The 24,849-nt window shown below is 61.5% G+C and carries 21 protein-coding genes, 1 tRNA gene and 1 pseudogene; 17 read left to right on the top strand and 6 right to left on the bottom strand.

Going from position 1 to position 24,849, the window contains the following annotated elements:
- Positions 1-79: 79 nt before the first annotated feature.
- A complete protein-coding gene (locus ASC80_RS04045) occupies positions 80-1,123 on the top strand; it encodes a carbon-nitrogen hydrolase family protein (RefSeq protein ID WP_056293012.1) in 1,044 nt (347 codons plus the stop codon).
- A gap of 7 nt (positions 1,124-1,130) precedes the next feature.
- Here ASC80_RS04045 and ASC80_RS04050 read toward each other — a convergent pair whose 3' ends face one another.
- The gene (locus tag ASC80_RS04050; RefSeq protein ID WP_056293017.1) at positions 1,131-1,793 is read right to left on the bottom strand and encodes a TetR/AcrR family transcriptional regulator; all 663 of its coding nucleotides are present in this window, start codon (positions 1,791-1,793) and stop codon (positions 1,131-1,133) included.
- Between the two features lie 256 nt (positions 1,794-2,049).
- Between ASC80_RS04050 and ASC80_RS04055 the strand changes: the two genes are divergently transcribed.
- From ASC80_RS04055 to ASC80_RS04080, 6 genes are all read left to right on the top strand, one after another.
- Positions 2,050-3,288 carry an acyl-CoA dehydrogenase family protein gene (locus ASC80_RS04055; RefSeq protein WP_056293020.1) on the top strand — a complete coding sequence of 413 codons (1,239 nt, stop codon included), beginning with the start codon at positions 2,050-2,052 and terminating at the stop codon, positions 3,286-3,288.
- A 22-nt stretch (positions 3,289-3,310) separates the two neighbouring features.
- Positions 3,311-4,372, top strand: coding sequence for a phosphotransferase family protein (locus tag ASC80_RS04060; RefSeq protein ID WP_056293021.1), 1,062 nt, complete (start codon positions 3,311-3,313; stop codon positions 4,370-4,372).
- A gap of 105 nt (positions 4,373-4,477) precedes the next feature.
- Positions 4,478-5,263, top strand: a complete 786-nt coding sequence (locus ASC80_RS04065; RefSeq protein WP_056293024.1) for an SDR family NAD(P)-dependent oxidoreductase — start codon at positions 4,478-4,480, stop codon at positions 5,261-5,263.
- 8 nt (positions 5,264-5,271) lie between these two features.
- The gene (locus tag ASC80_RS04070; protein WP_056293026.1) at positions 5,272-6,009 is read left to right on the top strand and encodes a histidine phosphatase family protein; all 738 of its coding nucleotides are present in this window, start codon (positions 5,272-5,274) and stop codon (positions 6,007-6,009) included.
- Positions 6,010-6,153: 144 nt separating this feature from the next.
- The gene (locus ASC80_RS04075) at positions 6,154-6,921 is read left to right on the top strand and encodes an SDR family NAD(P)-dependent oxidoreductase (protein ID WP_056293028.1); all 768 of its coding nucleotides are present in this window, start codon (positions 6,154-6,156) and stop codon (positions 6,919-6,921) included.
- Between the two features lie 127 nt (positions 6,922-7,048).
- Positions 7,049-7,336: a hypothetical protein gene (locus ASC80_RS04080; RefSeq protein WP_056295583.1), complete on the top strand. Its 288-nt coding sequence runs from the start codon at positions 7,049-7,051 to the stop codon at positions 7,334-7,336.
- A 189-nt stretch (positions 7,337-7,525) separates the two neighbouring features.
- Here the strand turns inward: ASC80_RS04080 and ASC80_RS04085 are convergent, their stop codons facing one another.
- A complete protein-coding gene (locus ASC80_RS04085) occupies positions 7,526-8,743 on the bottom strand; it encodes a serine hydrolase domain-containing protein (RefSeq protein WP_056295584.1) in 1,218 nt (405 codons plus the stop codon).
- Positions 8,744-8,928: 185 nt separating this feature from the next.
- On the opposite strand from ASC80_RS04085, the gene ASC80_RS04090 reads away from it, so the two are divergent.
- Positions 8,929-9,354 carry a PaaI family thioesterase gene (locus tag ASC80_RS04090; RefSeq protein WP_056293031.1) on the top strand — a complete coding sequence of 142 codons (426 nt, stop codon included), beginning with the start codon at positions 8,929-8,931 and terminating at the stop codon, positions 9,352-9,354.
- A 208-nt stretch (positions 9,355-9,562) separates the two neighbouring features.
- Here the strand turns inward: ASC80_RS04090 and ASC80_RS04095 are convergent, their stop codons facing one another.
- Complete coding sequence (locus tag ASC80_RS04095) at positions 9,563-11,524, bottom strand: methyl-accepting chemotaxis protein (RefSeq protein WP_056293033.1); 1,962 nt, start codon at positions 11,522-11,524, stop codon at positions 9,563-9,565.
- A 150-nt stretch (positions 11,525-11,674) separates the two neighbouring features.
- Complete coding sequence (locus tag ASC80_RS04100) at positions 11,675-13,369, bottom strand: sensor histidine kinase (protein ID WP_349509647.1); 1,695 nt, start codon at positions 13,367-13,369, stop codon at positions 11,675-11,677.
- 162 nt (positions 13,370-13,531) lie between these two features.
- Between ASC80_RS04100 and ASC80_RS04105 the strand changes: the two genes are divergently transcribed.
- A tRNA-Trp gene (locus tag ASC80_RS04105) sits at positions 13,532-13,607 on the top strand.
- Positions 13,608-13,810: 203 nt separating this feature from the next.
- On the opposite strand, the gene ASC80_RS04110 is transcribed toward ASC80_RS04105, so the two are convergent.
- Both ASC80_RS04110 and ASC80_RS24705 read right to left on the bottom strand, forming a co-directional pair.
- Positions 13,811-14,791, bottom strand: coding sequence for a transglutaminase-like domain-containing protein (locus tag ASC80_RS04110; protein ID WP_056293037.1), 981 nt, complete (start codon positions 14,789-14,791; stop codon positions 13,811-13,813).
- Between the two features lie 209 nt (positions 14,792-15,000).
- Positions 15,001-15,127, bottom strand: a pseudogene (locus ASC80_RS24705) (GCG_CRPN prefix-to-repeats domain-containing protein); the annotation flags it as partial.
- A 522-nt stretch (positions 15,128-15,649) separates the two neighbouring features.
- On the opposite strand from ASC80_RS24705, the gene secE reads away from it, so the two are divergent.
- The 8 genes from secE to rpoB all read left to right on the top strand — a co-directional run bounded on the left by secE (position 15,650) and on the right by rpoB (position 24,822).
- The gene (gene secE / locus ASC80_RS04115) at positions 15,650-15,844 is read left to right on the top strand and encodes a preprotein translocase subunit SecE (protein WP_056293039.1); all 195 of its coding nucleotides are present in this window, start codon (positions 15,650-15,652) and stop codon (positions 15,842-15,844) included.
- Between the two features lie 19 nt (positions 15,845-15,863).
- Positions 15,864-16,394 carry a transcription termination/antitermination protein NusG gene (gene nusG, locus ASC80_RS04120; RefSeq protein WP_011441168.1) on the top strand — a complete coding sequence of 177 codons (531 nt, stop codon included), beginning with the start codon at positions 15,864-15,866 and terminating at the stop codon, positions 16,392-16,394.
- Between the two features lie 138 nt (positions 16,395-16,532).
- Entirely contained in the window at positions 16,533-16,961 is a 429-nt protein-coding gene (gene rplK / locus ASC80_RS04125) for a 50S ribosomal protein L11 (RefSeq protein ID WP_056293042.1), read from the top strand.
- Between the two features lie 5 nt (positions 16,962-16,966).
- Entirely contained in the window at positions 16,967-17,659 is a 693-nt protein-coding gene (gene rplA / locus ASC80_RS04130; RefSeq protein WP_056293044.1) for a 50S ribosomal protein L1, read from the top strand.
- A 90-nt stretch (positions 17,660-17,749) separates the two neighbouring features.
- The gene (locus tag ASC80_RS04135) at positions 17,750-18,697 is read left to right on the top strand and encodes a 2-hydroxyacid dehydrogenase (RefSeq protein ID WP_056293047.1); all 948 of its coding nucleotides are present in this window, start codon (positions 17,750-17,752) and stop codon (positions 18,695-18,697) included.
- Positions 18,698-19,391: 694 nt separating this feature from the next.
- Entirely contained in the window at positions 19,392-19,910 is a 519-nt protein-coding gene (gene rplJ / locus ASC80_RS04140) for a 50S ribosomal protein L10 (protein WP_056293050.1), read from the top strand.
- Positions 19,911-19,961: 51 nt separating this feature from the next.
- On the top strand, positions 19,962-20,339 hold the full coding sequence (gene rplL / locus ASC80_RS04145) for a 50S ribosomal protein L7/L12 (RefSeq protein ID WP_056293053.1): 378 nt from the start codon (positions 19,962-19,964) through the stop codon (positions 20,337-20,339).
- Between the two features lie 364 nt (positions 20,340-20,703).
- Positions 20,704-24,822, top strand: coding sequence for a DNA-directed RNA polymerase subunit beta (rpoB, locus tag ASC80_RS04150; protein WP_056293055.1), 4,119 nt, complete (start codon positions 20,704-20,706; stop codon positions 24,820-24,822).
- Positions 24,823-24,849: the final 27 nt, after the last annotated feature.

The raw sequence follows: 24,849 nt of genomic DNA on the forward strand, positions 1-24,849 counted from the left end.
CCGAACGTTGGCTTTCGGTGCGCCATGCTGTGCGCCTATACTGCAAGAAAATACGTCTTGAGCGGGAGGGGCATCCGAAATGTCATCTGTAAAAGTTGCTGCGGTCCATGCGGCGCCGGTTTTCCTCGATCGTGCGGCGACCACTGCCAAGGCGATCTCGATTATCCGCGAGGCGGCGAAAGCAGGCGCGCAACTGATCGCGTTTCCAGAAACCTACATTCCGGCTTTTCCGGTGTGGGCCGCGCTGTGGGCGCCGATCGACAATCACGATCTGTTCGTGCTGATGACGGAGCAATCGGTCTCGGCTCAGGGGCCTGAAATCGCTGCGCTGCGCCGCGAAGCGCGCGCGCTCGGCGTCACCGTGTCGATGGGCATCAGCGAAAGCTCACCGGCGAGCGTCGGTGCGATCTGGAACAGCAACATCCTGATCGGGCACGACGGCGCAATCCTCAATCATCACCGCAAGCTGGTCCCGACGTTTTACGAAAAGCTGATCTGGGCGGCGGGCGACGGCGCCGGCCTCAAGGTTTCCGCCACGTCGGCGGGGCGTGTCGGCAACCTAATCTGCGGCGAGAATACCAACCCTCTGGCGCGCTATACGCTGATGGCGCAGGCCGAACAGATTCACATTTCAAGTTGGCCGCCGATGTGGCCGACGCGCCGTCCCGGCGCGGGCGGCAACTACAGCGGCAACTTCAACAACGTCGCCGCCAACCGGATTCGCGCCAGCGCCCATTCATTCGAGGCGAAGGCTTTCGGCATCATCACCGCGGGATACACCGACAAGGCGATGCGCGACTTCCTGATCGCGCGCGATCCGTCCGTTGCCGACGTGATCGATCGCACGCCGCGCGCCGCGAGTTTCTTCGTCGACCCCACGGCCGAGGCCATCGGCGAGATGCTGCAGGATGAAGAGGGGATCGCCTACGCCGAATTCGATCTGTCGCGCTGCATCGAGCCGAAACAATTCCACGACGTGACGGGTTATTACAATCGATTCGATGTCTTCGATCTGACCGTCAATCGGAAGCGGCTGAATCCGGTCACGTTCGTGGACGTCGCGGAGTTGCAGGCCGACGTGCCGCTGGACGCGTTCCTCGAGCAGCGGGACGGCTCGGTCTGAACGGAATCTAGCCTGATTTGCGCTGCGCACGCGCGGGCATCGCGGTGGCGTTGCCAACAAGCGCGCCGGCCGCAATGGTGACGATGCGGCGGATGATGTCGTCGGTGTCACTGGTGTCGCACAATCCGCCGGACAATTTGCGCAGGCGCTCGCTGTCGGTCACGGTCTGGCGGATCATCGCCAGCGCGAAGTGCAACCCCCAATAGACGTCGACTTCGTCGCGGCCGGGCAGGGCCTTGCACAGTGCGGTCGCGAACCTCTGCAAGTGGCGGAATTCGCGGTCGACGATCTTCTTGATCGGCGGCACGGTCTCGACCGACGCGCGCGTCATGAATCGCGCCGCCGCCGAGCGCTGATGATCCGGGCTGAGGCACCAGCGCAGCGGCGGGCCGACCAGTGCATTGAGAATCGCGGTGACGCTGGGCTGACCTCCGCCGGCTTCTTCCGCCGCCTTGAGTTCGGCGAAGCGCTCGCGGTTCAGCACCGTGGTGCGGCTGACGAACAATTCAGCCAGCAATTCGTCCTTCGATCCGAAATGGTAATTGACCGCGGCGAGATTGACGCCTGCGGAGGACACAATGTCGCGCATCGTCACTTCGCCGAAGGAGCGTTCCGCCCACAGCGTTTCGGCGGCGGTGAGAATGGCGGCCCGGGTTTGATCGCTCGACATGAAAGCTACCGTAACTGAAAATTGCGCACCTGGTGGAGGATGTTTCGCGTAGCGAAACACAAATCAAACAATTGTTTGCCTGCACCCTTGTAATTCAAACAAATGTATGAAATCAAGTCGGCAACGAGATATTCTTGCGATGAGATGATCACAGTCGAACTGCAATGTCAGCAGTGCTGACGTTCTTTACCTGCTGTGGACAGTCCGCCGCGAGTGTTGCAAGACATCCTCCAACCAACAAGAGCAGGAGTGCCCGATGGATTTCACGATGACTGATCGCCAGAAGGATTGGCTGAATCGCGTTTCCACATTCATGGAAAAGAACGTGCGCCCGGCAGTGCCGATCTACCGGGAGCAGGACGCGAAGGGCGATCGCTGGAAGGTGATCCCGATTCTTGAAGACCTGAAGAAGAAGGCGAAGGCCGAAGGCCTGTGGAACATGTTCATGCCGCCGTCGACGCATGAAGACGACGAATTCCGCGGCGCCGGCCTCACCAACCTTGAATACGCGCTGCTCTCCGAGCAGATGGGCCACATCAGCTGGGCCTCGGAAGTATTCAACTGCTCCGCGCCGGACACCGGCAACATGGAAGTGCTGATGCGCTACGGCTCCAAGGAGCACAAGCGCCAGTGGCTGCGCCCGCTGATGGACGGCGAAATCCGCTCCGCGTTCCTGATGACCGAACCTGCGGTTGCCTCGTCGGACGCCACCAACATCGAAACCAGCATCAAGCGTGACGGCGATCACTACGTCATTAACGGCCGCAAGTGGTGGTCGTCGGGTGCGGGCGATCCGCGCTGCAAGATCGCCATTCTCATGGGCAAGACCGATCCGAACGCGCCGCGGCATCAGCAGCAGTCGCAGATTCTCGTTCCGCTCGACAGCAAGGGCATCACTATCGAAAAGATGCTGCCGGTGTTCGGCTTCGACGATGCGCCGCACGGTCACGCGCAGATCCTTCTTGAGAACGTCCGCGTTCCGGCCAGCAACATCCTGCTCGGCGAGGGCCGTGGCTTCGAGATCGCGCAGGGCCGCCTCGGTCCGGGCCGCATCCATCACTGCATGCGCACCATCGGCAAGGCCGAAGAAGCGCTTGAGAAGATGGTGAAGCGCCTGTCGTCGCGCACCGCGTTCGGCAAGAAGATCATCGAGCAGTCGGTCTGGGAGCAGCGCATCGGCGAGGCTCGCACCAACATCGAGATGAATCGTCTGCTGTGCCTCAAGGCGGCCGACATGATGGACAAGGTCGGCAACAAGACCGCGCAGCTCGAGATCGCGATGATCAAGGTTGCAGCTCCGAACATGGCGCTCAAGATCATCGACGAAGCGATCCAGGCCTTCGGCGCCGCCGGCGTTTCCGATGATGCCGGGCTTGCCAGCGACTACGCGCACGTTCGCACGCTGCGTCTTGCGGACGGACCCGATGAAGTTCACAATCGTGCCATCGCACGGCTTGAGCTTCGGAAGTATGCGAACGCTCCGGCCAAACACTAAGAAGCTGATCGGAGTTCGGTAAATGGGTCTCGGCGTGAGGAACGATGCTGACTTTTCCGGCACCAAGCCGGTGGAAGAGCGACATCGGATCGACGAAGCAAGTCTTGATCGCTGGATGGCCTCGCATGTCGAGGGTTATGCGGGGCCATTGACTGTTTCGCAATTCAAGGGCGGTCAGTCGAACCCGACTTATCGTCTCGATACGCCGAAAACTTCCTACGTGATGCGGCGCAAGCCGTTCGGCAAACTGCTGCCGTCGGCTCACGCCGTGGATCGTGAGTTCAAGGTCATCGCGGCCCTGCACAAGCAGGGCTTTCAGGTGGCGCGCGCCTACGCGCTCTGCATGGATGATGCGGTGATCGGCTCGGCCTTCTACATCATGTCGATGGAAGAGGGCCGGGTGTTCTGGAATCCGACGTTGCCGGATTTGCAGCCCAAGGAACGGCGCGAGGTCTTCACGGCGAAGATCGAAACGCTGGCGCAATTGCACAGCTACGATCCGGAGAAGATCGGGCTGGGTGATTTCGGCAAGCCCGGAAACTACTTCGCGCGCCAGGTCGACCGCTGGACCAGACAATACAAGGCATCCGAAACCGACCCAATCCCCGAAATGGATCGGCTGATGGAATGGCTGCCAACCACGGTGCCGGAGCAGAGACGCGTCTCTGTGGTGCATGGGGATTACCGCCTCGACAACATGATCTTCCACGCCGACAAGCCGAAGGTGAAGGCGGTGCTGGACTGGGAGTTGTCGACACTCGGCGATCCGATGGCCGATTTTGCCTATTTGCTGATGCAGTGGGTGATGCCGGGGCTTGATGGCGCTGATCTCAAGGCGCTCAATATTCCGACGATGGACGAGGCGGAAGCAATCTACTGCAAAGCTGCAGGCGTTCCTCCGATTGCGAACCTCAACTGGTACTTCGCCTACAATCTGTTCCGCCTTGCCGGCATTGTGCAGGGCATCGCCAAGCGCATCGTCGATGGCACCGCAGCGAACGCCAAGGCCCAGGAATCGGCCGCGCGCCGCATTCCGCTGGCGCAGGCGTCGTGGAAATACGCGCAGCTGGCCGGCGCGAAGTAGTTTACGACGCGGCGCTCGCGCGCCGCGTTGGTTGCCTCGCGGATTTGCCTGCGCGGACTGCGGCGAGGCTCATCAGGTTTCCGCCAATTCAATCTGGAGAACGTCATGGGTCGCCTCGAAGGCAAGTCCGTCATCATCACCGGCGCGGGCAGCGGCATCGGCCGCGCGGCGTCGCTGCTGTTCACGAAAGAAGGCGCGAAACTGATCGCGGTGGACAAGACGGAGGGCGTGAAAGAAACCGTCGAGCAGGTTCGCAAGTCGGGCGGTACTGCGGAAGCGATGGTCGCCGACGCCGGTTCGGAAAGCGACGTGAAGGCCTTCATCGCCAAGGCGATCTCGGCTCATGGCAAGCTCGATGCGATCTGGGCCAACGCCGGGATCAGCGGCGGTCTGGTGCCGCTCGCCGAGCAGACCGTCGAGCATTGGCAGGAAATTCTCCGCGTCAACTTGATCGGCCCGTTCCTCGCGGTGAAATATGCGATTCCGCATCTGGTGAAGCAGAGTCACGGCGCCATCGTCTGCACCGCGTCGGTCGCCGGTTTGAAGTCGGGCGCCAGCGGCCATCCTTATGCGGCGAGCAAGGCGGGTGTCATCAGCCTGGTGCAAACCACGGCGTATTCTCTGTCGGGCACCGGCGTGCGCATCAATGCGGTGTGCCCCGGACTGATCGAGACCGGCATGACCAAACCGATTTTCGACAATGCGAAAGAGCGCGGCACCGACGGCAAGATCGGCCAGCTCAATCCGCTCAAGCGGGCAGGCCAGCCACATGAACTGGCCGCGATGGGACTGTTTCTCGCCAGCGACGAGGCTTCCTACGTCAACGGCCAGGCGTTCCCGGTCGACGGCGGCCTGACCGCATCGATGCCCTACGCCGGCAAGCCGATCTGAGGCGTGTGATGTCAGCAGCCACTTCTCCGAAATTCGTTGCGCAACATGCGGTGCGTGCGGGGCAGACCTCGACGCGCTGGTGGTGGGTGCGTCATGCGCCGGTGCGCGAGGATGGCGGCCGAATCTACGGACAGTCCGATATCGGCTGCGATTGCAGCGACACCGTCGTGTTCAAGGGGGTCGCGCGCTTTCTGCCGAAGGATGCGGTGTGGTTCTCCAGCAATCTGAAGCGCACGCACCAGACCGCGGCTGCGATCTGGGCTGCAGGCCTTCCGAAGCCGGCATCAATGCCACACGAAAAAGCATTCGCTGAACAGGACCTTGGCGAATGGCAGGGATTGAACCGCGCGGAGTTCTTCGCGTTGCGTCCGGCTGCGATTGCCAGCTACTGGTTCGCTCCGGCCGAAGAGCGCGCACCGGGCGGTGAGAGTTTCAACGACCTGTCCGACCGCACCGTCGAGGGCATCAAGCGCATCAGCGCAGCGCATGCGGGAAAAGACATTGTCTGTGTGTCGCATGGTGGACCGATCAAGGCGGCGATCGCCCATGCGCTCGGGTTGCCGGCCGGCGCCGGGTTTGCCTTCACTATCGACAACTGCTCCGTGACCCGGCTGGATTTCCTGTCTGGCGATCATCACAGCGGATGGCGTGTGCCGATGATCAACCAGCAGCCGTGGATCGCCGATCCGTCGCACGACGCGATGCATCAGCCGGCCGGGCCGGAAGTGACTAACAAGCTGGGGTGAGGGAAGGGTGCGGCGCTTCAAAACATTGTGCCGTCATCACCGCGCTTGTCGCGGGCATCCATGCCTTTACTTCAAGCCGCGCAAGACGTGGATGGCCGGGACAAGCCCGGCCATGACAAACGATAGTCCAGGGGAGGTTAGCAAATGACACTGTTCGACATGACCGGCAAAGTCGCCGTGGTGACCGGTTCGACCCGCGGCATCGGCCGCGCCATCGCCGAACGCATGGTAGAGCATGGCGCGAAGGTCGTGATCTCGTCGCGCAAGCAGGACGTTTGCGATCAGGTCTCGAAGGAGATCAACGACAAGCACGGTAAGGGCAAGACCATCGCGATCGCCGCCAACATCTCCAGAAAGGAAAATCTCCAGAACCTGGTCGATGAAGCCAACCGTGCGTTCGGCAAGATCGACGTGCTGGTCTGCAATGCGGCGTCGAACCCGTACTACGGGCCGCTGGCCGATATCTCCGATGACCAGTTCAACAAGATCCTCAGCAACAACATCGTCGCCAATAACTGGCTGATCAGCATGGTGGTGCCGCAAATGATCGAGCGCAAGGACGGCTCGATCGTGATCGTGTCGTCGATCGGCGGTCTCAAAGGCTCGACCACCATCGGCGCCTATTGCGTGTCGAAGGCGGCCGACATGCAGCTCGCACGCAATCTCGCCTGCGAATACGGCAAGCACAATGTGCGCGTGAACTGCATCGCGCCGGGCCTGATCAAGACCGATTTCGCCAAGGCGCTGTGGGACAATCCCGATACGCTCAAGGTCTCGACCGCGCGCTCGCCGCTGCTGCGCATCGGCATTCCCGACGAGATCGCGGGCGCGGCGGTGTTCCTCGGCTCCGCCGCCGGCAATTTCATGACCGGCCAGTCGATGGTGATCGACGGCGGTGCGACGATCAGCTGATTGTTCGGGATCGATGTCGGAGAACCGCGGCCGGGCCTTATCCCGGCCGCTTTCTTTTTGTGCCGGCGATGGCGTGGCGATGCGCTGCGCCCGCTATAATGCCTTCGCGATTCGCCACGAGGGGCCCATGAACGAAGCGTTGATCTCCGCCTGCCAGTTGTTCCTGATTCCAGCGACGCTGCTGTTCGGTGCGCTGGGTGTCGCCAATACGCGCGGGCTCAAGTTTCTGGTCTGCGTGCTCGGCGTCGCGACCACCGGCCTGCTGCTTTATCGCGTCTGGTACTGGACCGGTCTGTCGCTGATCGACCGGCGCACGGCGCTCGGCCTTGCCGGATTGTTCGCGGGGGCCTGGGTGATTACGCTGCTGGTTCAGGTGAAGAACATGTTTTCGCCGCGCTACAGCGACCGGCGCTGACGGCTCACGCACGCGCTCGATCGTCATTGGCGCGGTGCTGAGCTTCTGAACTGGCTTTGGAATTGTCGCGCGGGGGCTTGACCCGCGCGTCCATCTAGAATTTTCAAGGATGGATCGCCGGGTCATAGGAGCGAAGCGCCGCCGCTCGTCGAACAGCTATGCCGGCAATGACACGCGCTGTGTGCGCTCTTATTCCACCGCCGCGTAGACGAGGCTGCGGATCAGCGTGCGGAAATACTCGCGCTGGCCCGGACCCTGCGACAGGAAGATCGCGAACATCTCTTCCTGCGGATCGATCCAGAAGAAGGTGCCGGCGACGCCGCTCCAGAAAAACTGGCCAACCGAACCGGCATAGGGGGCCAAGCCCTCATCGGTGCGCACCGCGAAGCCGAGGCCGAAATTATGGCCCGGCGGCACAAGATGCGTCTCCAGCTTGACGCCCGGCGCGACATGGGGCGAGGCCATGAACTTCAGCGTCTTGTGGCCGATCACGCGGTTGCCGTCGAGGACACCGCCATTGAGCAGCATCTGGCAGAACCGCGCGTAGTCCATCGCGGTCGAGACCAGTCCGCCACCGCCGGATTGCATTTTCGGCACTTCGGTCTGGTCGAACAACTGCACCTTGTCGCCGGTCCAGGGATCGGTCGAGAATGGCTCGGCGAGGCGAGGCTTGTTTTCTTTCGCCGTGTGGAAGCCGGTTTCGTTCATCTGCAGCGGCACGAGGATGCGTTCTTTCAGGAAAGCCTCCAGCGTCTTACCCGAGATCACTTCGATGACGCGGCCGAGGATGTCGGTTGAGCGGCTGTAGTTCCACTCCGAGCCGGGCTGGCACATCAACGGCATGCTGGCGATCAGCTTCGCGTGCTCCTCATTGGTGATGTCGCGGCTGCGGACTTTCGATTTCGCATACATCCGCTGCACCATGCCATTGCCCGTGATTTCGTAGGCGATGCCGGAGGTGTGGCGCAGCAAATCCTGTATGGTGATCGGGCGGATCGGCAGCGCATATTCCAGTTGGCCGTTGCGCTCGACGCCGACTCTCTGATTGGCGAATTCGGGGATGAACTTGGCGAGCGGATCGTTGAGCAGCAGTTCGCCGTCCTCGGCCAGCATCATGATGCCGATCGACACCAGCGGCTTGGTCATTGAGAAAATGCGGAAGATGCTGTCGCGCGCCATCGGCGCGCTCTCGGCCGGATTTTGCGTCCCCAGGGCCTCGAACCACCCGATTTGGCCGCGCCGCGCCACCATCGTGACTACGCCCGGCGTGGTGCCCTTGTCGATCTCACGCTGGAAGGCGTCGTGCATCCGCTGCAGCCGCACCGGCGAAAGCCCGATTGTTTCCGGCTTCGCTGACGGGAGCGCGGGTGTGACCTTGGTCTGTTTCGGCGCGGCGTGGACGTTCATGTTGCCTCCGGGATTTTCTTGTTTCGTCTTCGTGCCGGACATGGTTGAACCGGCGGCGTCGCGCGCAAGATTGATACAAAACCCCGCGATTGAACAGGGCGACGGAGGTCAAACCGGCGGCAAAAACCGGAAATTGATCGGAAACCTGCGCGGCCATTCATCGCAAATCTGGAATGAAATGAACAATGAGCGATGCAAGCTCCAAGAAAATGATCAAGGACGGCTGGACGATCGTCGATGACGACGGCTTCATTCATCTGGTTGGGCCTCTTTGGCAGAGAACAAATGGCGACACGTACGACTATGCCATTGTCGCTCAGCCCAAGCACAAGAACCGGCGCGGCTTCGTGCAGGGCGGGTTGCTGATGACGCTGGCCGACCGGTCGCTCGGCATGGCGGCGCGGATCGGCAGCGGATCGAGCGCCGTGGTGACGATCCAGATGGATACGCATTTCATCGACGCGGCGAAGATCGGTGAGCTGCTGGTGTCGAAGCCGCGCGTCGTACGCAGCACGCGGACGCTGATTTTCATGAACACCGAACTGAGCGTCGACGGCCGTTGCGTTGCGATGGCGAACGGCGTGTTCAAGGCGATGAAAGGGCCGGGTTAGGAGCTCGGGAAGCCGTGCCCCGGACGATGCGCAGCGCATTAGCGGTGCGCTACTGATCCGGGGCCGTTCCACACTCCGCTTCTGAAACGGTCCCGGTTCTGCGAAGCAGCGTTGCACGCTGCATCGCGTCCGGGACAAGTGGTCCGGGACCGCCAAATAAAAAGCCGCCCGGTGAGGGCGGCTTTTTATTCTCGCATCGATGAAGCGGTCAGGCCGCGCGAACCTCGCTCAGGAAGGCATCGACCTGTTGCTTGAGCGTCTCGCCGTTTTTCGACAGTTCGGCTGCTGACGCTACCACCTGATCTGCGGCAATGCCGGTTTCACGCGCGGCTTCCTTGACGCCGGCGATGTTGGCCGAAACCTCGCCGGTGCCGCGTGCGGCCTGGGCGACATTGTGCGCGATCTCGCGGGTCGCCGCACCTTGCTCCTCGACAGCGGAGGCGATTGCGCTGGCGATCTCGTTGACCTTGCCGATGGTGTGGGTGATGCCGGAGATCGCCTCGACCGACGTGCGGGTCGCTGCCTGAATGGCGCCGACCTGCGAGGAGATTTCCTCGGTCGCTTTCGACGTCTGCGTCGCCAGCGCCTTCACCTCGGATGCCACCACGGCGAAACCGCGGCCGGCTTCACCGGCGCGCGCGGCCTCGATGGTCGCGTTGAGCGCAAGCAGGTTGGTCTGCTCGGCGATCTCGTTGATCAGCTTGACGACGTCGCCGATCTTCTGGGCCGCTTCCTCAAGGCCTTGAACCTCGGCGTTGGTCTGGGTCGCCTGATTGACGGCCTGACCGGCGACCTGAGCCGACTCGTTGACCTGTTGGGCGATCTCGTTGATCGACGCATTCAGTTCCTCGATCGCGGCGGCGACGGCCTGTGCGTTTTGCGAGGCCTCCTCGGACGCGGCGGCGACCGTGGTGGTCTGGTGGGTCGCTTCTTCCGCCGTGCTTGCCATCGACACCGCGGTGCTGCGCAGTTCGGTCGCCGCGCTGCCGACCGCGTTGACGATTCCGCCGACGCCGGCTTCGAAGCGTGCGGCGAGGGCAAGAACCGCCTCACGGCGCTCAGTCTCCGCCGCGATGCGTTGCCCTTCCTGCGCGGTGCGCAGCCGGCCGGTTTCGATCAACCCATCCTTGAACACGTCGACCGCACGGGCCATCGAGCCGATCTCGTCGCGGCGTTCGCCACCCGGCACGACGATGTCGTGCTTGCCGGATGTGATCGCGCGCATGGTGCTCTCGAGCGTCAGGATTGGACGGGCGAGGCTGCGTCCCACCCAGGCTGCGATCAGGATCGCGATCAGGACAGCGGCCACGGCACCGGCCGCGAGCCACATCGCCGAAGTGCGCGCCAGTTCGCTGTAGGCCGAGGTATCGCGGACGATTTCGATGACCGCGATGGGTTGCCCGGAAAAGCTCTTGATCTGGCCATAGGTGGTGGACGTCGGATGACCTGCGGCCTCAGCTTCGGTGAAAATCGTTTCACCGGCCAGAGCGCGCTTGATGGTGTCGAGCGACGGCTGGGCGGCATTGGTCGTGGAGGCGAGCGTCTTCACGGCATTGTCGCTGATCTGGTGAATCGCAACATCGACGCCGAAGCGTTCTTTCATCGACTTGACGAAAGCCTTGCCGAACGGCGCGCCGACATCGACCGTGGCCAGCACGGTGCCGTTATCGACGATCGGCGTGGTGCCGAAGATGTTGAGGATGTCATGACCGGCCTCGATGCCGCCGAGCGCCTTGTTGGTCGAGATCGATTGAGCAACCATCTTGCGCCGGGCAGTGACGTTGTCGCCGAACACCTTCGGGTTATGGACGCGCGCCAGCGTGACGCCCGGAGGAAGCTGAATGGTGATCAGTTCGACGCCGAGCGGCTTGATTGAGGCCAGCGTGCTGTCCAGGAGCTTGAGTGTCGCTTCCCGATCCTTGGCTGCAACGACCTTTTTCAGTTCCGGCATGGTGGCGAGCGCGTTGGCGACCACCTGGACCGTGCGGGTGTCGGCTTCCATTGCGCTCAGCATGTTGACGTAATCGGATTGCAGTTCGCGATGCAGGGCAAGGTCGATTGCGGTCTGCTGACGCCACAGTCCGAAGGTGGCAAGACCGATGCAGGAGGCGGCGGCCACCAGCGAAATTGCAATCATGATGCGAGCGGAAACGGACCAAAGCCTGTGCATTCTGCCTCCAGGAAATTCGACAATTTGACAAATTCAACTGCCGAAATTTCTAGGGATTTTGAGTCAACAGGCGGTTAAGACGCCACGTTTTGGACATAATGCGGGGCGGCCATGCGGCCTGAGCAGGGTCAGGCCGGGCTACGGCGGAGTTTATTGGCGCGGCTCGTTCAGCGGGGTCACCAGACGTATCTCGCAAACGATGCCCGCAGGCGCGTATTCGACGTCGAAGCCGCCATTCATCTGGCGAGTCAGGCTCGCGATTAGTTTGGTGCCGAAGCCTTCCTGCTCGGGCGGCTTGACCGGTGGCCCGCCTTCCTCGCTCCAGACGATATCGAGCGCGGTGCCGCGTTCGTCCGGCGTTGTGGTCCAGCGGATCACGATGCGGCCGTGGTCGTTCGACAGTGCGCCGTATTTCAGCGAGTTGGTGCAAAGCTCGTGCAGGATCATCGAGGTCGGCACCACCGTGCCGGGCGGCAGATTGACGCGCGGACCCGACAGAGTGAAGCGGTGGGCACGATCCTCGCGTGCCGGCGCCAGCGCGGCCTCGGCCATCTCTTGAAAATCGGCGTGCTCCCAGTGCCGGTGGGTCAGCAGGTCGTGGCTGCGCACCAGCGCCTGCAGCCGGTCGTGGAAACCGCGCAGCGCCTCCGGCCCCTGACTGTTCCGGAAGGAGAGGGAGGCGATGGATTGCACCGTCGCCAGCGTGTTCTTGACGCGATGAGCGAGTTCATGGACGAGGATTTCGCGCCGGGCCTCGGCGAGGTTGCGCTGCTCCTCGCGGCTTGCGTTCTCATCCATCAGCCGGTCGAAAGTCTGGCCAAGGATTCCGATCTCGTCGTCGCGGTTGACGATGCCGGTGCGTGCGGCGTCATGACCCTTCCGCCAGGCTTCGGCGGTCGCCACCAGGCGCATCAGCGGCCTTCGGATGAAGCCTTCGCCCACCAGCCAGGCGAGGATCAGCGCGATCCCGCTGCCGAACACGAACAGCAGGATGCTGGCATAGAGCGCACTGTCGATCGATTTGAATGCCTCGGCGCGCGATGTCCCGGCGCTGACGTAAAAACCGAACGGCGTCAGAGAGGCAGGAACGTAGCCCGCGATTCGCTGGGTTCCGTCCGGGCTCAGGACGTCGGCGACGCCGGCCTTGTCCGCATTGACCAGAGCAGCAGCGCGCTCGGTGATTTTTGTCCCGACGTATTTTTCAGGGGCGGGCGAGCGTGAAACAATGATCCCGTCTCGATCTGCGATCACGATGGTGCCGCCCCGGGTCGTGCCGCGATGGCTGATCTCGGTGTTGAGCCAGTCGAGATTGATGCCGGCCATCACGACGCTTTCGACAGTGTCTGCCGACAGCACCGGCAAAGCGACCGGCACGGCGTTGAGCCGGGAGATGCGGCTGGCGGTATAGGTGCCGATCGAGAACGTCTTGCTCTTCAGCATATTCTGGAAGTACGGCCAGTCGGAAAAGTTGGCATCCGACGTGCCTTCGCTGTAGCAGCGCACGGTGCCGTCGACGTTAGCGACCAGAAGCGAGGTCAATGCCGGCACCTTTTCCCGGATCCGGCTGATATAGGCGGAGCAGGCCTGCGGATCGCCATGCCGGACATCGGCAGCTTGCGACACCGCGTGCAGCGTGGCTTCGACGCCGTCGAAGATGTGATCGAGTTCGGAAACGATGAACTGGGTATTGCGCAGCGCCTCGGTCCGCACCTCGGCATAGCGCGTGTTGCGCAGATCGATCGCGCTGTAGATCAGCGCAATCAGGCCAGGCAGGGTGGCTGCCAGAGTCAGAGCCAGCAGGCGTTGGGTGAGGGACATCCGGCGGATGAAAGAAACATTTTTCACGCCGTGATCCCAGCCATTCCGTCCGTCCGCTTGGTTCGATCGAACCATTAGGAAAGTGCATGGCCATCAAGTCAAGGCACGGTCCGCGATGCGAGCGGTTCCCAAAAATGCCAGACAAGGGGCGTGACGCGGCGAAAAGGGTTCGCTATAGAAGCGGCCGATAGGAGTGTAGCTCAATTGGTAGAGCACCGGTCTCCAAAACCGGGGGTCGCAGGTTCGAGCCCTGCCACTCCTGCCAGCGTAAGTCACTGGTATTCCATCAAAAATTGATTCTGGATCTGTTCTTTAAAGTCGGGCCTGTCACCGATTTGCTATCCAATGCACTGGCGACTTCTCAGCCCAGCCGTATCGTTCACGACTTCGACCGCGCAGCGATCAAGTCAGCATCGACCTTGGCCGCTGTATCCTGCTGCATGCCGGGCAGCACATGCGAGTAGCCATCTATTCATCTGGCGACAAATCTCCCGCCAACAGCGTGTAGATGGCCTGCGAGTCAGTCCTGACAGCGTCAAATGCTGTTCCGTCAGCATAGTGAAGTATCCCATCCCAATCGGCTGGATACTTCGTCGCTGGCATTGCAACTGCGCCGTCCCAATAAGGAGAAGTGTTTAGGTATTGCGTCAGATCGCGGAACGTGAGGCCAGCTTTGGCAAGATAGGCGGCGAGGGAACGCCCTTGTTTTTGTTTGAATCCGTCAGCATCAAACGAAACAGCCATACCTTTGTTTGCCAGCTTCCCGGCATCGAGCCAGCCGATGCGCTCTCCGTTAGTATTTTTGATCGATATGTTGAACGTTGGATCGAGCGCGATCCACTTGCCGCTTATCAGAGACCCGACGCTTGCGTGGCTATCGGCCACCTCAGGCAGATCGTTGACTTTGGGATAAATGCCAATTTTGCGGGCGGGTATGCCAAAGGCTTTGAGAGCAGCCAGATACTCGATGGTGAGGCCGCCGCAGTAATGGCTGCAAGTCGGATCAAGAAGGGTCTTGCGGTAACTGTCGTCAAGGTCATCCCATTTGTAGCCGGTGACGCGAGGCTTGTGGCCTTCTTTGAAGACGACGCGAGTGTAGATCAGATTTCTCAGGAGCAAGGAAACTGTCAATGGGTCGCGCTCCTTCGCAAGGCGCGGCTCCAATGCAATCGACAGAAGGCGAATATCTTTCAGGTCTGATCGGTCTTCGGCGGCATCAGCTAACGCCGCTGCCTGAAGTAACCGGTCGGCTCTTAAGTGAGCGCGATGGTCGCTGATTTTCCAGCCTGCGAATCCTGCCACAAGCAAAGCCAGCGCGGTTACAGCGCGCTTCACTTGATGTCCGTTGGCGTGGTTTACGAGGATCGCAGTACTGCGATGATGTTGGCCACTATAAATAAAAAAGACAACGGCCAGCGCGACTGCGCCAGCAATCAAAAAATAAATCATCTGAAAAAAACCTTAAGTCCTAATAGGACCGATCTTACTACTCAGCTCCTTTCTCATCCAGTCTGTGTACAGCTTAACAGGATACCTTATTGAAATCGATGAGCGCTCATTCGCACATCAGGTTTGGCTTTCTGAAATCTATGCCTGCTGGTCATGGTCCTGCGCGAGCATGTTTGGTTCCACAACCTCTATGAAGCCCGAAGCATCGGCTATCGTCCGTTGCAGTGACAGCGGCCACACGGCCCGATGTGAAAACCCCGAGGGCAGGCGTGGGTCGTGCCGGGGCGCAAAGTTGCGGCGGCAGCCACCATAGGGGCCGCGATGGTAGCGGAGCCCAGCCCTGAAGCGGTCAGGAGCAGGAGCAGGGCGGCGGCAAGATTTTTGTCATGGATCGTTTCCTTGATTGTTGCGGTCTCTGGACGAAATTCACCATCATCCGGTGCGGCGGCCCTCTGGGGTGGTGGTCGCTGGGCGGTCAGGGGAAATCTGACCGCAGCGTTGATAGGTCAGCCCAGACCAGTCGTCTTGGACTGGCGGGCGGACAAGCGCCGAGGATTTGGACTGGGCGGCACATCTGACCTCGATTTGGGCCGTCCCGAGGGATCCATGCCGGTTTTCGGGCTCGAAAGCTGATTCCGGGGCAGGGCGCGCAGGCCGCGACCTTGACCTTGCGGCCGTCCCGCAGTAGAGAACGCCACCTGCTGTCGGCCCGCTTGCGGATTTCCGGCGCGGCTTTACATCCCCGGACAATCGAGCCCGCTTGGCGGCTCATCCTTCAAAAGAGGTTGGGCACACGAGAGGGCTGTCCGGATTCAAGAAGATTCGCAGTTTTTCGAGATCAGACCTGGATCGCAAACGATGGCTATGAGCCCGTTCAAATTCCTGCAGGAAGTTCGCACCGAGACCTCAAAGGTCACGTGGCCGACCCGGCGGGAAACCATGATCACCACCCTGATGGTGTTCGTGATGGTCGCTTTGGCCTCGATTTTCTTTTTCGTCGCCGATCAGATGATCCGGATCCTGGTGACGTTCATTCTCGGCATCAATACCTGACAGGCGCGGAACTGACACAATGAGCATGCGCTGGTACATCGTTCACGCTTACTCGAACTTCGAGAAGAAGGTCTCCGAATCCATTCGCGAGCAGGCCAAGCAGCGTGGGCTGGAGGACCTGTTCGAACAGGTTCTGGTTCCGACCGAGAAGGTCACCGAAGTGCGCCGCGGCCGCAAGGTCGATGCCGAGCGCAAGTTCTTCCCGGGCTACGTGCTGGTGAAGATGAACCTCACCGACGAGGCGTTTCATCTCATCAAGAACACCCCGAAAGTGACCGGCTTCCTCGGCGCGGAAAACAAGCCGATGCCGATTTCGGAGGCCGAGGCGATGCGCATCCTGCATCAGGTGCAGGAAGGCGTGGAGCGGCCGAAGGCGTCGGTGTCGTTCGAGATCGGCGAGAACGTGCGTGTGGCCGATGGCCCGTTTGCCTCGTTCTCCGGTGTGGTCGAGGAAATCGACGAGGCGCGTTCGCGCGTGAAGGTCGCGGTGTCGATCTTCGGCCGTGCGACCCCGGTCGAACTGGAATTCGGTCAGGTCGAGAAGGTCTGATCGTTTTCGTCCGCGCCGGATATCGGCGGGGGCGGTGAGAATGCCGTGGGAGGGGAGGGATGATCGCCAGTCATCCCATCGAACCGAACCACGGTCCCTGAAAGTCCGGATGAGCCGGGCTCGAAAGAGGAGTGAACCATGGCAAAGAAAGTGACCGGATACCTGAAGCTTCAGGTGCCGGCCGGTGCGGCGAACCCGTCGCCACCGATCGGCCCCGCGCTCGGTCAGCGCGGCCTCAACATTATGGAATTCTGCAAGGCGTTCAACGCGCAGACGCAGAAAGAAGAAAAGAACACCCCGATTCCGGTGGTGATCACCATTTACGCGGATCGTTCCTTCACCTTCGAGATGAAGACGCCGCCGATGTCCTACTTCCTCAAGCAGGCGGCCAAGATCCAGTCCGGCTCGAAGCTGCCGGGCCGTGACTCGGCCGGCCAGGTGACCAAGGCGCAGGTGCGCGAGATCGCCGAAAAGAAGATGAAGGATCTCAATTGCGATACCGTCGAGTCGGCCATGAAGATGGTCGAGGGCTCTGCCCGTTCGATGGGTCTTCAGGTGGCGGGGTAACGGTCATGGCAATTGGAAAAAAGCTTGCTAAGGCCCGTGAGGGCATCGACCGCGAGAAGCTTTACCCGATCGCAGATGCGGTCAAGCTGGTGAAGGAACGCGCCAAGTCGAAGTTCGACGAAACCATCGAGATTGCAATCAATCTCGGCGTCGATCCGCGTCACGCCGACCAGATGGTCCGTGGTGTCGTCACGCTGCCGAACGGCACCGGCCGTACGCTCCGCGTCGGCGTGTTCGCACGCGGTGCCAAGGCGGAAGAAGCCAAGGCTGCAGGCGCCGACGTTGTCGGTGCTGAAGACCTCGTCGAGAAAGTGCAGGGCGGCAGCATCGATTTCGACCGTTGTATCGCCACCCCTGACATGATGCCGCTGGTCGGCCGCCTCGGTAAGGTGCTCGGCCCGCGCGGCATGATGCCGAACCCGAAGATCGGCACGGTGACCATGGACGTCGCCAACGCCGTCAAGGGCGCCAAGGGCGGTTCGGTCGAGTTCCGCGTCGAGAAGGCCGGCATCGTGCAGGCCGGTATCGGCAAGGCCTCGTTCTCGGAAGAGAAGCTGGTCGAGAACATCAAGGCGCTCGCCGACGCAGTGGTGAAGGCGAAGCCGGCGGGTTCCAAGGGCACCTATGTCCAGCGCATCGCGGTCTCCTCGACGATGGGCCCGGGCGTCAAGGTTGAGCCAGGCAGCCTGAACTCCTGATCGGAGCGATGGACTGAGAAAAATCAAAGGCGGGGCGGGATCAAACCCGCTCCGCCTTTTCTGTTTTCAAGTTGTGCTGGAAGCTGAACGATGCCGCACCAAGTCCTGATCTATTCGCGTTTTCCCAAGGCCCAGATGGTTCGCATCGGCGAGCGCTTCGATCTGCTCGACGGCAGGGGCAAGGCGCCGATCGAGACGTTCAGCTCGGAACAGCTCAAGCCGATCCGCGCCATGCTCACTGCGGGCGGTCAGGTCATCCCCGCCGCGGTACTCGATACGCTGCCCTCGCTGGAGGCGATCATCTGCTACGGCACCGGTTATGACGGCATCGACTTCGCCGAGACAAAGGCGCGCCGCATTGCGGTCGGCAACAGTCCCGCGGCGAATGCGGCCTCGGTTGCAGACCTTGCGCTGACACTGATGCTCGCGGTGACGCGCAAGCTGTTGCCCGCCGATGACTATCTGCGCAGCGGCGCGTGGGCGTCGGCAAAGCCGTCGCCGCTGATGACGCCGCCGCCCGGCATGACGGGGCGAAAAATTGGCATCTACGGCATGGGCGAAATCGGCCGCAAGATCGCGGTGCGCGCGGCGGCGTTCGAAACCGAGGTCGGCTACTTCAGCCGCAGCCGGCACGATGTGCCCTACACCTACCTTCCGAGTCTCGAAGCGCTGGCGGAGTGGTGCGACGTGCTGATCATCGCGGTCCGCGCCGGACGGGACACGCATCACATGATCGACGCCGCGATGCTGAAACGTCTTGGCGCCGACGGCACGCTGATCAATATCTCGCGCGGGTCGGTGATCGATCAAAAGGCACTGGTTGAGGCGTTGGACAACAAGGTGATCGCCGGCGCCGGTCTCGACGTTTACGAAAAGGAACCGCATGCGCCGGACGCGCTGACCGGGTTTCCGAACGTGGTGCTGACACCTCATGTCGGCGGCCACACTCTGGACGGCCACCGCCGGATGCAGGATTGTGTGATCGCCAATCTCGACGCGTTCTTTGCCGGCAAGCCGCTCGCCTATCCAGTCGCATAAAGGGAGCGGGCCAATCGGGCGGGGCGCGATTCGGGGCGAGCCTCGGAAATTCGAACCGGAACAGCAATTTATTCGCTGTTTTGAAGCCGCCGATAGAACAGGGGCCTCCGGGACGGCGATTAATGACCGGATTGGCCCGAAAAATGCTTTCGGACGACAGAATCCCCTTGGCAAGGCCACCTCAACCCGTTAAACATTCCTTTCCGGGCGTGCTGGCTATCGCTGGCGCGTCCGTGCTCGTTTTCCAAAAACCATTCGTATAGGAGACCATTCCTCATCGGCTGTCCGCGTGGATTGTTCGATCAGGAAAGGAAAACCTTGCGGGTTTGACGAAACGAGCAGAGGCCCCCGGTTTCCGGTGGGCTTCGATCCTGTCCGAGACTGCAGGCGCCCGCGGCGAAACGAGAGTTTCTTCAACGGCTTAATTGCATGGCCTGCACAGACGGGTGAAAACCGGATTTTGTGTGCCCGCGTCAAGCGGGCCTGCGGGCTTCGGTTCGAACCTCGACACCTCGTTCGGGTGAGCCGCAAGGCGCGCCAGGGCGAGTGGGCAGGCTTCCGAAATGTCGTCGTGCCCCGGCGTGTCGAGAGATGATGTGTCTCGAGTCAGGCCGTGGTTGACGATTGTTGCAACCCGGCGGTCCCGACTCTGAGCCTTGGTTCTGACAAGGCCGCCAACCGGAGAGAGCTTGCTGTGGAAAGAGCGGCAAAAAAGCAGGCGGTCGACACGCTGAACGGGGTCTTCAAGACCACCAGCGTTGCGGTCGTTGCTCATTATTCCGGCCTCACCGTGGCTCAAATGCAGACTCTGCGTACGCAGATGAAGCAGGCGGGTGCATCGGTGAAGGTCTCGAAGAACCGTCTCGCCAAAATTGCTCTTGAAGGCACGGATGTTGTCTCCATCGGTTCCCTGCTGAAGGGGCCGACCGTGATCGCGACTTCAAACGATCCGGTGGCAGCACCGAAGGTTGCCGTCGAATTCGCCAAGGCGAACGAAAAGTTCGTCATCCTTGGTGGTGCGATGGGAACCACTGTCCTGAATCCCGACGCGGTGAAGGCTCTCGCCTCGCTGCCGTCGCTCGATGAACTGCGCGCGAAGATCCTCGGCCTCCTTGTGGCGCCGGCGACCAAGATCGCTCAGCTCTCCACCGCGCCGGCTGCGAAGCTCGCTCGTGTGGTTCAGGCTTATGCCTCGAAGGGTGAAGCGGCGTGACGCCATTCTCCATCTCAACTGGTTCGAACTGATACGCTAAGGAAAGACAAAATGGCTGATTTGCAGAAGATTGTGGACGACCTCTCGAGCCTCACGGTTCTCGAGGCTGCTGAACTCGCGAAGCTTCTCGAAGAGAAGTGGGGCGTTTCGGCTGCTGCCGCTGTTGCGGTTGCTGCTCCTGCCGCTGGCGGCGCTGGCGCTGCTGCTGCTGAAGAAAAGACCGAGTTCACTGTCGTGCTGGCTGCGGCCGGCGACAAGAAGATCGAAGTCATCAAGGAAGTCCGTGCGATCACGGGCCTTGGCCTCAAGGAAGCCAAGGACCTCGTCGAAGGCGCGCCGAAGCCCGTCAAGGACGGCGTTGCCAAGGACGAAGCCGACAAGATCAAGGCTCAGCTCGAGAAGGCTGGCGCCAAGGTCGAACTCAAGTAAGACGACACATTTCAGGCCGGCCCTCGGGGCCGGCCTGAAACACGCGATTGTGTGACGATTCGACGAATTCAGACCTCGAATCGTGGCAAAGACCACCCACATGGGTGGAGGCACGAAAAGGACGCACGCCACTGAAGCGCGGATCGAATTCAGGGCGGGACGTCGGGAGACGAGCGATTTCGGGCTTTACTGGTCCGTAGATTTTGTTTTGACGGGCAGGGCGCTACCAGCGCCCCGCGCGTCATTTTGCGTCTTGAGATTCAGCTTTTTGGAACTCGGGCGATTTCGACATTCAACCCGGAGGCGGTGCCCATCGCACTCCGGAAGATGCCGCCGGTCAAGGGCGGCCAAATGAGAGGCCACGATGGCGCAGCAGACGTTCACCGGTCGCAAGCGAGTTCGCAAGTTCTTCGGACATATTCGGGAAGTCGCCGAGATGCCGAACCTCATCGAGGTTCAGAAGGCATCCTACGACCAGTTCCTGATGGTTGACGAGCCGGAGGGCGGTCGCCTGGACGAAGGCTTGCAGGCCGTGTTCCGTTCGGTCTTCCCGATCTCGGATTTCTCGAACACCTCGATGCTGGAATTCGTGCGTTACGAATTCGAGCCGCCGAAGTATGACGTCGACGAATGCCGCCAGCGCGGCATGACCTACGCTGCGCCGCTGAAGGTGACGCTGCGCCTGATCGTGTTCGATATCGATGAGGAAACCGGCGCACGCTCGGTCAAGGACATCAAGGAGCAGGACGTCTACATGGGCGATATTCCGCTCATGACGATGAACGGCACCTTCGTGGTCAACGGCACCGAGCGCGTTATCGTCTCGCAGATGCACCGTTCGCCGGGCGTGTTCTTCGATCACGACAAGGGCAAGACCCATTCGTCGGGCAAGCTGCTGTTCGCCGCGCGCGTCATTCCGTATCGCGGTTCGTGGCTCGATATCGAGTTCGACGCCAAGGATATCGTGTTCGCGCGTATCGACCGTCGCCGCAAGATTCCGGTGACGTCGCTGATGTTCGCCCTCGGTCTCGACGGCGAGGAAATCCTTTCGACCTTCTACAAGAAGATCAACTACAAGCGCGCCAAGGATGGCTGGCGCGTGCCGTTCGACGCCAACCGCTTCCGCGGCTACCTGACCGTCAACGACATGATCGACGCCGACACCGGCAAGGTCGTGCTCGAGGCGGGCAAGAAGCTCACCGTGCGCGCGGCGCGTCAGTTGCAGGAAAAGGGCCTCAAGGCGCTGCGGATGTCCGACGAGGAACTCGTCGGCTCGTACCTCGCCGAGGATCTCGTCAACCCGAAGACCGGCGAAATCCACGCCGAGGCCGGCGAAGAGATCACCGAAAAGGGCCTCAAGGCGCTGAACGAGGTTGGCTACAAGGAATTGCCGATCCTCGACATCGACCATGTCAACGTCGGCCCCTACATCCGCAACACGCTGAACGCCGACAAGAACATGACGCGTGAAGACGCGCTGTTCGACATCTATCGCGTGATGCGTCCGGGTGAGCCGCCGACGCTCGACTCCGCGCAGAACATGTTCCAGTCGCTGTTCTTCGACAGCGAGCGCTATGACCTGTCCGCGGTCGGTCGCGTCAAGATGAACATGCGCCTCGAACTCGACGCGCCGGATACCCATCGCACGCTGCGCAAGGAAGATATTCTGGCGGTCATCAAGACGCTGGTCGACCTGCGCGACGGCAAGGGCGAGATCGACGACATCGACCATCTCGGCAACCGCCGCGTTCGCTCGGTTGGCGAGTTGATGGAGAACCAGTACCGCGTCGGCCTCCTGCGCATGGAGCGCGCGATCAAGGAGCGCATGTCGAGTGTCGATATCGACACCGTCATGCCGCAGGACCTGATCAACGCGAAGCCTGCCGCTGCCGCGGTGCGCGAGTTCTTCGGCTCGTCGCAGCTCTCGCAGTTCATGGACCAGACCAACCCGCTGTCGGAAATCACCCACAAGCGCCGTCTCTCGGCGCTTGGACCGGGCGGTCTGACGCGCGAACGCGCGGGCTTCGAAGTCCGCGACGTCCATCCGACCCACTATGGCCGTATCTGCCCGATCGAGACGCCGGAAGGCCCGAACATCGGTCTGATCAACTCGCTCGCGACTTTCGCGCGCGTGAACAAATACGGCTTCGTCGAAACCCCGTATCGCAAGGTGAAGGACGGCCGCGTCACCGACGACGTCGTCTATCTCTCGGCGATGGAAGAGGGCCGTCACTACGTCGCGCAGGCCAACGTGCCGCTCGACAACCGCGGCCGCTTCACCGAGGACCTGGTGATCTGCCGCCACGCCGGCGAAGTCATCCAGGCGACCCCGGACAAGGTCGACTACATGGACGTGTCGCCGAAGCAGCTCGTTTCGGTCGCCGCGGCGCTGATCCCGTTCCTCGAGAACGACGACGCCAACCGCGCGCTGATGGGCTCGAACATGCAGCGTCAGGCCGTGCCTCTGGTGCGTGCTGAAGCGCCGTTCGTCGGCACCGGCATGGAAGGTGTCGTGGCCCGCGACTCGGGCGCTGCGATCGCAGCGCGCCGCTCGGGCGTCATCGACCAGATCGACGCGACCCGCGTCGTGATCCGCGCCACGGAAGATCTCGATCCCACCAAGTCGGGCGTCGATATCTACCGCCTGATGAAGTATCAGCGCTCGAACCAGTCGACCTGCATTAATCAGCGTCCGCTGGTGAAGGTTGGCGATATCGTCAGGAAGGGCGATATCATTGCCGACGGTCCGTCGACCGATCTCGGCGAACTCGCGCTCGGCCGCAACGTGCTCGTCGCATTCATGCCGTGGAATGGCTACAACTTCGAAGACTCGATCCTGCTCTCCGAGCGGATCGTGAAGGACGACGTCTTCACCTCGATCCACATCGAGGAGTTTGAGGTGATGGCCCGCGACACCAAGCTGGGCCCAGAGGAAATCACGCGCGACATTCCGAACGTTTCGGAAGAAGCGCTGAAGAACCTCGACGAAGCCGGCATCGTCTACATCGGCGCCGACGTTCATGCCGGCGACATTCTGGTCGGCAAGATCACGCCGAAGGGCGAAAGCCCGATGACGCCGGAAGAAAAGCTTCTGCGCGCCATCTTCGGTGAAAAGGCTTCCGACGTTCGCGATACCTCGCTGCGCGTGCCTCCGGGCGTGCAGGGCACCATCGTCGAAGTCCGCGTCTTCAACCGTCACGGCGTCGACAAGGACGAGCGTGCGCTGGCGATCGAACGGGAAGAGATCGAGCGCCTCGCCAAGGACCGCGACGACGAACAGGCGATTCTCGACCGCAACGTCTACGGCCGTCTGGCCGAGTTGCTCGAGGGCCGTCAGGGCATCGCAGGTCCGAAGGGCTTCAAGAAGGACACCAAGATCACGCGCAGCGTGCTCGACGAGTATCCGAAGTCCCAGTGGTGGTTGTTCGCGTCGCCGAACGACAAGCTGATGACCGAAATCGAAGCGATGCGGAAGCAGTACGACGAGTCGAAGAAGGGCCTTGAACAGCGCTTCCTCGACAAGGTCGAGAAGCTGCAGCGCGGCGATGAACTTCCGCCCGGCGTGATGAAGATGGTCAAGGTCTTCGTCGCGGTGAAGCGCAAGATCCAGCCCGGCGACAAGATGGCCGGACGTCACGGCAACAAGGGTGTCGTGTCGAAGATCGTGCCGATCGAGGACATGCCGTTCCTGGAAGACGGAACGCATGCCGACATCGTGCTCAATCCGCTCGGCGTGCCTTCGCGCATGAACGTCGGCCAGATTCTCGAAACGCATCTCGGCTGGGCCTGTGCAGGCCTCGGCAAGCGGATCGGGCAGACGGTCGATGCGTATCTGGCGAAGCAGGATCTCAAGCCGCTGAAGGAAACCTTGAAGAAGGTCTACGGCGACGACGAGACCATCAAGTCGCTCAACGATAGCGAACTGCTTGAGCTAGCTCACAACTTGAAGCCCGGCGTGCCGATCGCGACGCCGGTGTTCGACGGTGCCAAGGAAAAGGACATCGAGGACATGCTGGAGCTTGCCGGTGTCGACAAGTCGGGCCAGTCGACCGTCTTTGACGGCCGCACCGGCGACGAGTTCGATCGCAAGGTGACGGTGGGCTACATCTACATGCTCAAGCTGCACCATCTGGTCGACGACAAGATCCATGCGCGTTCGATCGGCCCGTACTCGCTCGTCACCCAGCAGCCGCTGGGCGGCAAGGCGCAGTTCGGCGGACAGCGTTTCGGCGAAATGGAAGTGTGGGCGCTCGAGGCTTACGGCGCGGCGTACACGCTCCAGGAAATGCTGACCGTGAAGTCCGACGACGTGGCCGGCCGTACCAAGGTTTACGAAGCGATCGTGCGCGGCGACGACACGTTCGAGGCCGGTATTCCGGAATCGTTCAACGTGCTGGTCAAGGAAATGCGCTCGCTCGGCCTCAACGTCGATCTGCACAATTCGAAGCTGGGCCCGGCGTCCACCTCCGAGGCGGCCGAATAACGCAACCCATTCATGCCCGGCGACATC

The organism is Afipia sp. Root123D2 (genome assembly GCF_001425835.1).
Taxonomy (GTDB): Bacteria; Pseudomonadota; Alphaproteobacteria; order Rhizobiales; family Xanthobacteraceae; genus Afipia.

What these genes read in the sequence shown, in the direction of transcription:
- ASC80_RS04045 (WP_056293012.1), top strand. Translation starts at nt 80, where the DNA reads ATGTCATCTGTAAAAGTTGCTGCGGTCCATGCGGCGCCGGTTTTCCTC.
- ASC80_RS04050 (WP_056293017.1), bottom strand. Translation starts at nt 1,793, where the DNA reads ATGTCGAGCGATCAAACCCGGGCCGCCATTCTCACCGCCGCCGAAACG.
- ASC80_RS04055 (WP_056293020.1), top strand. Translation starts at nt 2,050, where the DNA reads ATGGATTTCACGATGACTGATCGCCAGAAGGATTGGCTGAATCGCGTT.
- ASC80_RS04060 (WP_056293021.1), top strand. Translation starts at nt 3,311, where the DNA reads ATGGGTCTCGGCGTGAGGAACGATGCTGACTTTTCCGGCACCAAGCCG.
- ASC80_RS04065 (WP_056293024.1), top strand. Translation starts at nt 4,478, where the DNA reads ATGGGTCGCCTCGAAGGCAAGTCCGTCATCATCACCGGCGCGGGCAGC.
- ASC80_RS04070 (WP_056293026.1), top strand. Translation starts at nt 5,272, where the DNA reads ATGTCAGCAGCCACTTCTCCGAAATTCGTTGCGCAACATGCGGTGCGT.
- ASC80_RS04075 (WP_056293028.1), top strand. Translation starts at nt 6,154, where the DNA reads ATGACACTGTTCGACATGACCGGCAAAGTCGCCGTGGTGACCGGTTCG.
- ASC80_RS04080 (WP_056295583.1), top strand. Translation starts at nt 7,049, where the DNA reads ATGAACGAAGCGTTGATCTCCGCCTGCCAGTTGTTCCTGATTCCAGCG.
- ASC80_RS04085 (WP_056295584.1), bottom strand. Translation starts at nt 8,743, where the DNA reads ATGAACGTCCACGCCGCGCCGAAACAGACCAAGGTCACACCCGCGCTC.
- ASC80_RS04090 (WP_056293031.1), top strand. Translation starts at nt 8,929, where the DNA reads ATGAGCGATGCAAGCTCCAAGAAAATGATCAAGGACGGCTGGACGATC.
- ASC80_RS04095 (WP_056293033.1), bottom strand. Translation starts at nt 11,524, where the DNA reads ATGCACAGGCTTTGGTCCGTTTCCGCTCGCATCATGATTGCAATTTCG.
- ASC80_RS04110 (WP_056293037.1), bottom strand. Translation starts at nt 14,791, where the DNA reads ATGATTTATTTTTTGATTGCTGGCGCAGTCGCGCTGGCCGTTGTCTTT.
- secE (WP_056293039.1), top strand. Translation starts at nt 15,650, where the DNA reads ATGGCTATGAGCCCGTTCAAATTCCTGCAGGAAGTTCGCACCGAGACC.
- nusG (WP_011441168.1), top strand. Translation starts at nt 15,864, where the DNA reads ATGAGCATGCGCTGGTACATCGTTCACGCTTACTCGAACTTCGAGAAG.
- rplK (WP_056293042.1), top strand. Translation starts at nt 16,533, where the DNA reads ATGGCAAAGAAAGTGACCGGATACCTGAAGCTTCAGGTGCCGGCCGGT.
- rplA (WP_056293044.1), top strand. Translation starts at nt 16,967, where the DNA reads ATGGCAATTGGAAAAAAGCTTGCTAAGGCCCGTGAGGGCATCGACCGC.
- ASC80_RS04135 (WP_056293047.1), top strand. Translation starts at nt 17,750, where the DNA reads ATGCCGCACCAAGTCCTGATCTATTCGCGTTTTCCCAAGGCCCAGATG.
- rplL (WP_056293053.1), top strand. Translation starts at nt 19,962, where the DNA reads ATGGCTGATTTGCAGAAGATTGTGGACGACCTCTCGAGCCTCACGGTT.
- rpoB (WP_056293055.1), top strand. Translation starts at nt 20,704, where the DNA reads ATGGCGCAGCAGACGTTCACCGGTCGCAAGCGAGTTCGCAAGTTCTTC.